An 8,823-nucleotide genomic window follows, 5' to 3' on the forward strand; every position below is an offset into this window, starting at 1 on the left:
GCCGCTTGGTGGTCCGTTGCGTCGTCCGCTTGGACGGCCGTTGGGGCGTCCGTTGGGGCGTCCGTTGGGACGGCCGCTTGGGCGTCGCTCCACTCGAACGTCGTGTAGCCGATCCCGTGCCCGAACGGGTACGCGGGCGTCGGGTCGACGGACGACACCTCCGTGCGGCGGCCGAGGCGCGGCGCCAGGTAGGTCGAGGGCAGGCCGCCGGCGTCGCGCGGCACGCTGACCGGCAGGCGGCCCGACGGGTTCACCGCGCCGGTGAGCACCTCGGCCACCGCCTGTCCGCCGCGCTGGCCGGGGAAGAAGCCGTACAGGACGGCCTGGGCGGCGTCCAGGTCCGCGCCGAGCGCGTACGGGCGGCCGGCCAGCAGCACCAGCACCACCGGCGTGCCGGTGGCGAGCACGGCCTGGACCAGGTCGGACTGCACGCCCGGCAGCCGCAGGTCGGTGGCGTCGCAGCCCTCGCCGGAGGTGCCACGGCCGAACAGCCCGGCCCGGTCGCCGACGGCGAGCACGCACACGTCGCTCTCGGCGGCCAGCGCGACCGCCTCGGCGAAGCCGGAGGTGTCGTCGCCCGTGATGCCGCAGCCCGGCGCGTACGCCAGGTCCGGCACCAGCCGGCCGAGCGCCTCGCGCAGCGACGGCAGGTCCAGCCCGAGCCCGTGCTCGGGGTGCGGGCCCACGTGCGCGGGGAAGGCGTAGCAGCCCAGCATCGCCATCGGGTCGTCGGCGACGGGGCCCACGAGCGCCACCCGGCGGCCCGGGGCCAGCGGCAGGACGCCGCCGGCGTTGCGCAGCAGCACGATGGACGCGCGGGCCAGGCGCAGGGCCAGGTCCTGGCTGTCCTCGTCGTCGAGGAGCACGTCCTCGGCGGGGCCGGGCAGCGGCTGCCAGCCGGCGTCGAGCAGCCCCTGCTCGGCCTTCTGGGTCAGCACGCGGCGCAGGGCCCGGTCGATCAGCGCCTCGTCGACCGTGCCCGCCTTGATGGCGTCGATCAGCGGGGCGCCGAAGGTGTCCACGGTGGGCAGTTCGACGTCGATCCCGGCGCGCAGGGCGAGCCCCGCCGCCTCTCCCGCCCCGGCGGCGACCGCGTGCAGCCGCTCCAGGAACCGGATCGCGAAATAGTCGGCGACCAGGACGCCGTCGAAGCCCCACTCGTCGCGCAGCAGGCCGGTCAGCAGGCTCTCGTCGGCCGCGACGGGGACGCCGTCGATCTCGGCGTACGAGTGCATCACCGACCGGGCGCCGCCCAGGCGCAGGGCCATCTCGAACGGCGGCAGGATGACGTCCGCCAATTCCCGCCGGCCCATCGGCACGGGGGCGAGGTTGCGCCCGCCACGGGAGGCGGAGTAGCCGGCGAAGTGCTTCAGCGTGGCGACGATGCCCGCGCCCTCGAGGCCGCGCACGTACGCGGCCCCGAGCGTCCCGACCAGGTACGGGTCCTCACCGATCGTCTCCTCGGTACGCCCCCACCGGTAGTCCCTGGTCACGTCCACCACCGGTGCCAGGCCCTGGTGGATGCCCGCGGCCCGCATGGAGCGGCCGATCCGGCCGGCCATCTCCTCGATCAGCTCGGGGTCGAAGGAGGCGCCCCAGCTCAGCGGCGCCGGGTACACGGTCGCCCGCCAGGCGGCGAACCCGGTCAGGCACTCCTCGTGCACCTGCGCCGGGATCCCGAAGCGGCTGGCCGCCACGATCTCCCTCTGCGACGCGGCCAGCGACCGCGCCCCCGCGACCGGATCGACGGGCGCCGTCCCGAACGGCCGGGTGAGCTGGCCCAGCCCCTGGCGGATGGCGTCGTCCCAGTCGGGCCCCGCCCCCATGTCGGTCTGGTGCGGTGCGACGCCGCCCCCCGAGGCGTCGGCGCCGACCCACACCCCCACGAGCTGCGCGACCTTCTCTTCGAGTGTCATCAGCGGGATGAGCGCCTCGGCCCGCTCGGCGGGCGACAACCGGGCGTCCCGCCACGGTTCGCTCTCGCCTGACGCCGAGCCTGCGTCGATTGGTACCTGGCCCCTCATGCCATCCCTTCGGCCGCTGACGGCGCCCTCCCGCGATGAGTTCGGGGGGTGTTTCACGGGGGTGACGCCGAAACTTTCATGCAGATCTGTTTAATATTGCGGCAACATATGGGCCCAGTTGAGGCGTGTCAAGAGTGGCACCAACTGCTATGTTTCGGACAACCACCGCAGGTCGCATGGAAATCACGAGCTCTGTACGGGTACGTCCCGACGTTAAGTTGCCCGAAAGTTTCGGAAAGTCAGAGTGAGGGCTTGGAGGAGAAAGCTTGTCTTGTCGGAGTCACCGGCCACCGCGCTATTTTCCCGGCCCCGCCTGAGCGGTTCCTGGCAGGTCAGGCGGTGAGCTCCCGCCGGGCGGCGCGCGCGGCGGCGGCCCAGCGCGACGCCCCGGCCTTCGCCGCGACCGCCTCCGCCGTCCGGTAGTGCTCGGCGGCCCGGCCGTCCCAGCCGAGGGCGGCGGCCAGGTGGCCGAGGTAGAGCGCGACGGGTTCGAGCGTGACCAGGCCGCTCCCAGCGCCGGCGAGCTCCTCTTCGGCGGGCAACAGCGTGGCGTGGAGGCGCTCCATCGCCGCCCGGTCGCCCGCCTTGATCGCGAGCCGGGCGTGCAGGCAGGTCCTCGCCTCGAAGAGCAGGTCACGAGGGGAGTCGGGAATCACGCCCGCCTCCCGCCCCTCCACCACCGCCCGCACCCAAGGCCCGTACGACCCCCAACCACCACCCACCCCCGACCCCGGCCCCGACCCCGGCTCCGGCTCCGGCTTTGGCGCCGGTTCCGCCCGCGATCCCTGCTCCTCCGATTCCGGCTTCGGGGGGAGGGTTTCTCCTGCCGTCAGGTCGATGCAGAGCAGGGCGAGGGGCAGGATCCCCTCCTCCACCCCGGCCATCCCGGTCCCGGTGAGCCGGGCGGCGGCCGCTCGGCAGGCGGCGCGGGCCTCGTCCGCCGGGCCCGTGACGGCGAGGCGGAGGGCGGCGTACCAGCCGGTGAACACCCCGACCAGCGGCAGGTCGTACCGCTCGGCGAGCAGGTCGGCGGCGGCCGCGTGCCGGTCGGCGGCTTCGAGGTCGGCGAGCGCGGCCCTGGCCTGGACGAGGATCAGATGACCGAGCACCTCGAACGTCACCAGGCCGTCGCGGCCGGAGGCGAGCCCGAGCAGTTCCTCCCCGATCGCCGCCCGTCGCGGGGCGAGCCCGGCGCGGTGGAAGGTCTGCATGTAGCGGCCGTTGAGGGCGTAGGCCAGCAGGGTGAGGTCGCCCCGCCTGCGCGCGATGGCCTCGGCCTCCCGGGCCGCCCGATCCCCGCTGCCGCCGGGGTCGGCCCGCCGCTCCATGGCGATGGTGATCAGCAGCCGGGCGCGCTCGGCCTCGTAACCGTCCGGCAGGGCGGCCAGCGTACGCTCGGCGGCGGTGGCGAGACGGGCGGACAGGGCGGGGTCGTCGTTGGCCGTCCAGATCGCGGGCACGTCGAAGGCCCCGATCACCGCCGCGGTCAGCACCGGATCCCCGATGGCCTCGGCCACGTCCACGGCCCGCGCGCGATGCCGCCGCGCCTCCCCCAGCTCACCGACCACCGCCAACGCCCTCACCATCCCCATGACCGCCTCCAACCAGGCACGAGAACCAGACCCTGCCGACCGGTCGGAAGAATCAAGGCCCTCGCCGGGTACCGTCGCCCGCCAGGCAGGAGAATCAGCACCCTCACCCGAGACCGCCTCCACCCGATTGGGAGAATCGGGGCCCTTCTCCGGGCGGGAGCCGGGGGCATCGCTCAAGGGGGTCTCCGGCCGGGGGTCGGGGCCTTTGTCCTGGGTGGCGTTCGGTTCGGGAGCGACGCCGGGGGCTCCGTTCGGGGGCGGCGGGGTGCGGTCCCGTTCTTCGGAGACGCCCATGCTGTCCAGGGCCGTCACCGTCGCGCGCCACAGGCGGGCCGCCTCGTGTGGTGCGAATCGCCGCTCCGCCCGCTCGGCCGCGGCCCGCGCGTAGTGCGCGGTACGGGCCGCGCCCGCCCGTCCCTCCGCGCGCAGGCAGTGGTGCGCGATGGCCTCGACGTCGCCAGGGCGCATCCGTTCGAGGAGTTCGGCCACCACGGCATGCCGGCGGGCCCGGCGGGCGCGGGGGATGTCGTCATAGAGGGTCTCGTGCACCAGCGCGTGAGCGAACCGCAGCCGGTCCGCGTCCAGTTCGACGAGGAAGCCCGCGAGCAGGGCCGACTCGACGGAGTCCAGAGCCGCCTCCTCGTCACCGGCCAGCGCGATCAGCACCTCGAGATCCACTTCCTGCCCGAGGATCGCGGCCTGACGAAGGTGGGCCCGCGCCGTCTCGGACAGTCCGCCGAGGCGGTGCCGGATGACGTCCCGCACGCCCGCCGGAACCGTGTGCAGCGCCGCCTCGCCCTCGCTCTCCCAGACCCGGGCGAGCTCCCGGGCGAAGAACGGGTTCCCGCCGCTACGCGCGTGGATCGCCCGCGCGTCGCCCTCCCCCACTTCGCGACCGGTGACCCCCCGAACCAGCTCCCGCACCTCCGGCGCGGCCAGCCCGCCGAGATACAGGCGCACCGGCTCGGCCCGCGCGACTCGCCCGAGCGCCTCGGCCAGCCCGCCCGAGATCTCAGTGGACCGGTACGTGCCCACCACCAGCACGGGCGCGGCACCGAGATCGGTGGCCAGCGTCGTCAGCAGGGCCAAGGTCTCCTCGTCGGCCCAGTGCAGGTCATCGAGGACCAGCAGCACCGGCCCCTTGGCGGCGACCTCCGCCAGGTGGGCGACAATCCTCCGGTGCCGCCTGAACCGCGCCGCGAGCCCGGCCCCGCCGGAGGACGCCGGCACGTCAAGAAACGCGGGCACGCCGGAGGGCTCGGGCGTGGGTGGGTGGCCGGCGGCGGTGAGGGAGGTGGTGATCTGAGCCCATGGCCAGGCCGACGGCGCGCCCGGCAGTTCCGTGCCGCCGCCCCGCGCCGTGATCCACCCCGTACCCTCCAGGCGCTCCGCCAGCGCCCCGGCCAGGGCGGTCTTCCCCGCCCCCGCGGCCCCGGACACCAGCACGAGCCGCGCCCGCCCCGCCGTCACCACCTCAGCCGCGGCCCTCTCCAGCTCACCCAGCTCCACGACCCGCCCGACAAAGGCACCCCCGGCGAAGGCACTCCCGGCAAGGGCGCTCCGAGCAAAGGCGCCCCCGGCAACGGTGCTCCCCGCAACGTCGCCCCCGGCGCGCTGTCCCGGGGACGGCGGGGGCGCGGCCGTCCCTTCTGAAGGGCCGGATGGGGAGGGAGGCCGGGCGGTGAGGTGCGGAGACTGGGCGAGGATGCCGGCTTCGAGGTCACGCAGGCCCTGCCCCGGATCCACCCCGAGCTCCTCCCGCAGCACCACCCGGGCCCGCCGCAGCACCCCCAGCGCATCCCCTTGCCGCCCGCCCCGATAGAGGGCCAGGGCCAGCAGCCGCCACCCGTCCTCCCGCAGCGGATGGCCCGCCACATGCGCCTCCAGGTCGGCCACCGACTCGGCCGCCCGCCCCGAGCCGAGCGCCGCCTCGGCCCGGCGCTCCACGGCCAGCAGCCGCAGCTCGTCCAGCCGGGCCGCCTCCCCGCGCGCCCAGTCCTGGCCGGCGAACTCGGCGTACGCGGGCCCGCGCCACCACCCCAACGCCTCGTCGAGCAGCGCCAAGGCCGCCTCCGGCGGCGACCCGCCCGCCCGGGTGACCGCCGCCTCGAACCGCCAGGCGTCCACCGCCCCGGGCTCGGCCCGCAGCGCGTAACCGGGCGGCGCCGTCACCAGCAGCCGCGAAAGCGTGCGGGGCGGCCGATCGGGTTCGAGCGCCTTGCGCAGCGCCCCCACGAACGTCTGCACGGCCCCGAGCGCACCTTCGCCCGGAGCGTCCCAGAGGTCGTCGATCAGCCACGACACGGGCACGACCCGGCCCCGGGCGACCAGCAGCCGGGCCAGGACGGCCCGGTGCCGCGGCCCCTTGAGGCGGACCGGGCCCTGGTCGTTGTCGGCCGTCAGCGGGCCCAGCACACCGAAGGACACCATCGCCACCAACCTATCCACCCAGGTGGGCCCGGCTGACCCGGTGCTGACCAGGTGCTGATCGGCGCGCCGCACAGTGGGTGCCGGACACGAAAGGGAGACCACCATGACCATCACCGGATTCGCCCGGCGCCGCGTCACCGTCGACGGCGGTGTGACGCTCAACGTCGCCGTGGGCGGCTCGGGCAGCCCCGTCGTGCTGCTGCACGGCTTCCCCCAGACCCACCTCATGTGGCGGCACGTCGCCGCCGACCTGGCCGCCGACCACACGGTGATCTGCCCCGACCTGCGCGGCTACGGCGCCAGCGACAAACCGGCCGACACCGACGGGCGGACCTATTCCAAACGCGCCATGGCCGCCGACGTCGTCGCGCTCGCCCGCGCCCTCGGCCACGACCACTTCGCGCTGGCCGGCCACGACCGGGGCGCCCTGGTGGCCGTCCGCGCGGGCCTCGACCACCCGGCCGCCGTCACCCACCTGGCCGCGCTGGACGTCCTGCCGACCCTCGACATGTGGGACGTCCTGCGCGGCGCCTCCGCCGCCGTCGGCTTCCACCTGTATCTGATGGCCCAGCCGCCCGGCCTGCCGGAGGCGATGATCAGCGCGTCGGCGGACGCGTTCTTCGGCCATTTCCTCGACCTGTGGACCAAGGACCCGGACGCGATCCCCGCCGACGTACGCGCCGCCTATCTGGAGGCGTGCCGCGAGGCGGTCCCCTCGATCGTGGCCGACTACCGGGCCACGGCCACGGTGGACGTCGAGCACGACACGGCCGACCGCGAGGCCGGCAACCGTCTGCGGATGCCGGTCACGGTGCTGCAGCAGGACTGGGGCGCCGCCCTCGGCTACGACGCCGCGGCCCTCTGGCGGGCCTGGGCCCCCGATCTCGCGCACCACACCGTGAGCTGCGGTCACTTCATGGCCGAGGAGTCGCCGGCCGAGGTCGTCAAGGCCCTGCGCGCCCTGCTCACGAGGTGAACGGCCTCTTGATCTAAATCGTAGACGGTCTACCATCTTCGGTATCCAGTATGGAGCTGATCGAATGGTAGATCTCGCCCACCCACCACTCGAAGAGGCCATCCGCCTGGAGGCGGTCTACAAGGCGTTCGTCCCCCGGGGCCGGACCGCGCAGCCACTGCTCGCCCTGGAGGACGTGACCTTCGCCGCGCGCCCCGGCGAGTTCATCAGCCTGGTCGGCCCGTCCGGCTGCGGCAAGTCCACCGTCCTGAACCTGCTCGCCGGCCTGATGCAGCCGTCGTCCGGACAGGTCGTGCACCACGGCCGCCCCGTCACCGGGGTCAACACCGAGGTCGGCTACATCACCCAGGACGACAACCTGCTGCCGTGGCGCTCCATGCTGCGCAACGTGGAGTACGGCCTGGAGCTGCGCCGCGTGCCCAAGGACGAGCGGCGCCGGCGGGCCAGGGAGTTCATCGAGCTGGTCGGGCTGGCGGGCTTCGAGAACCACTACCCGCACGAGCTGTCCGGCGGCATGCGCAAGCGGGCCGGCATCGTGCGCACGCTCGCGTACGAGAGCGACGTGGTCCTCATGGACGAGCCGTTCGGCCCGCTCGACGCGCAGACCCGCGTCATCCTTCAGGACGAGCTGCTCAAGCTGTGGGAGCTGCGGCGGCCCACGGTGCTGTTCGTCACCCACGACCTCGTCGAGGCCATCGCCCTGAGCGACCGGATCATCACCTTCACCTGCCGGCCGGGGCGCATCAAACGGGAGTACGGCGTCGGGCTCCCCCGGCCGCGCGACGTGTTCCACATCCACGATCTCCCGCAGTTCAGGGAGTTGTACGACGCGCTGTGGGACGACATCCGCATGGAGATCGCGGCGACATGACGCTCTCCTCGGTACGCGGCGGGCACTCGGCCGACGTGCTCGCGCGGGCCTCCGGCCGGGCCCGGGCCGCCGCCGCCCGGGAGCGGCTGCTCGTACGCGCCGGGATCGCCCTGCTCGGCGCGGCGCTCCTGCTGCTGTGGGAGTTCGGCCTGCCGCTCGCCGTCGAACGCCGCTACGTCAGCAGCCCCTCCGAGGTCGCGGCCCGCCTGGTGGAGCTGGTCGTCGACGGGCGGCTGTGGGGGCACATCGCGGTCACGCTGGGCGAGGCGGGCGCCGGATACCTCATCGGCATCGCCGTGGGGCTGGTCGCGGCGCTGCTCCTGGTGGCCGTGCCGGTGCTGGACGAGATCGCGGCGCCGTTCCTGGCCGCGTTCTACTCGATCCCGAAGATCGCGCTGGCGCCGATGTTCATCATGTGGTTCGGTCTCGGCCTGCTGCCGAAGATCCTGCTGGCGGCGCTGATGGTGTTCCTGATCGTGCTGGCCAACACGATGGCCGGGGTGCGGGGCATCGATCCCGGGCTGGTCGAGGTGGCGCGGGTGATGGGGGCGCGGGGGGCGCGGCTCGTCCGGACGATCGTCCTGCCGGGCGCCGCGCCGGCCGTCGTGGCGAGCATCCGCCTGACCTTCTCGCGCGCCATGGTCGGCGCGATCCTCGGTGAGTTCATCGCGGCCACGCAGGGGCTGGGCTTCCTCATCGTGCGCTCGTCGCGCCAGTTCGAGACCGCGACCGTCTTCGCCGGGATCGTGGTGGTGGCCGCCCTGGTCATGCTGGTCAACGCGGCGATCCGGGCCGTCGAGGCGCGAGCGCTGCCGTGGTGCGCGGAGAGGCCGCACGGATGAGTAGCCCTGTGTCAAGCCACCACCGGTTGATCTTGTTTGAGGAGGGCCTGGAGGGCTCCGTGTTTGGCCGGGTCGTAGGCGAGGCCGT

Annotated in this window: 5 protein-coding genes; 3 read left to right on the forward strand and 2 right to left on the reverse strand. The window is 74.1% G+C overall.

From position 1 onward, the window contains the following. Together AB0I15_RS57875 and AB0I15_RS57880 are read right to left on the reverse strand one after the other, a co-directional pair. The coding region (locus AB0I15_RS57875; protein WP_358117255.1) for a glycoside hydrolase family 3 N-terminal domain-containing protein at positions 1-1,916 on the reverse strand (1,916 nt) is incomplete at its 3' end. A 440-nt stretch (positions 1,917-2,356) separates the two neighbouring features. Further along, positions 2,357-6,046, reverse strand: coding sequence for a BTAD domain-containing putative transcriptional regulator (locus AB0I15_RS57880; protein ID WP_358117258.1), 3,690 nt, complete (start codon positions 6,044-6,046; stop codon positions 2,357-2,359). Between the two features lie 103 nt (positions 6,047-6,149). Between AB0I15_RS57880 and AB0I15_RS57885 the strand changes: the two genes are divergently transcribed. The 3 genes from AB0I15_RS57885 (at position 6,150) to AB0I15_RS57895 (ending at position 8,735) form a co-directional block, all read left to right on the forward strand. Next, entirely contained in the window at positions 6,150-7,022 is an 873-nt protein-coding gene (locus AB0I15_RS57885) for an alpha/beta hydrolase (RefSeq protein ID WP_358117261.1), read from the forward strand. A 64-nt stretch (positions 7,023-7,086) separates the two neighbouring features. Next, complete coding sequence (locus AB0I15_RS57890) at positions 7,087-7,893, forward strand: ABC transporter ATP-binding protein (RefSeq protein ID WP_358117264.1); 807 nt, start codon at positions 7,087-7,089, stop codon at positions 7,891-7,893. Next, positions 7,890-8,735: an ABC transporter permease gene (locus AB0I15_RS57895; protein ID WP_358117266.1), complete on the forward strand. Its 846-nt coding sequence runs from the start codon at positions 7,890-7,892 to the stop codon at positions 8,733-8,735. Before AB0I15_RS57890 ends, AB0I15_RS57895 begins: the two co-directional genes overlap by 4 nt. Positions 8,736-8,823: the final 88 nt, after the last annotated feature.

It is taken from the genome of Nonomuraea sp. NPDC050643 (assembly GCF_040654715.1).
Lineage (GTDB): Bacteria > Actinomycetota > Actinomycetes > Streptosporangiales > Streptosporangiaceae > Nonomuraea.

Coding starts and splice junctions, on each gene's coding strand:
- AB0I15_RS57880 (WP_358117258.1), bottom strand. CDS start 6,046: ATGGTGTCCTTCGGTGTGCTGGGCCCGCTGACGGCCGACAACGACCAG.
- AB0I15_RS57885 (WP_358117261.1), top strand. CDS start 6,150: ATGACCATCACCGGATTCGCCCGGCGCCGCGTCACCGTCGACGGCGGT.
- AB0I15_RS57890 (WP_358117264.1), top strand. CDS start 7,087: ATGGTAGATCTCGCCCACCCACCACTCGAAGAGGCCATCCGCCTGGAG.
- AB0I15_RS57895 (WP_358117266.1), top strand. CDS start 7,890: ATGACGCTCTCCTCGGTACGCGGCGGGCACTCGGCCGACGTGCTCGCG.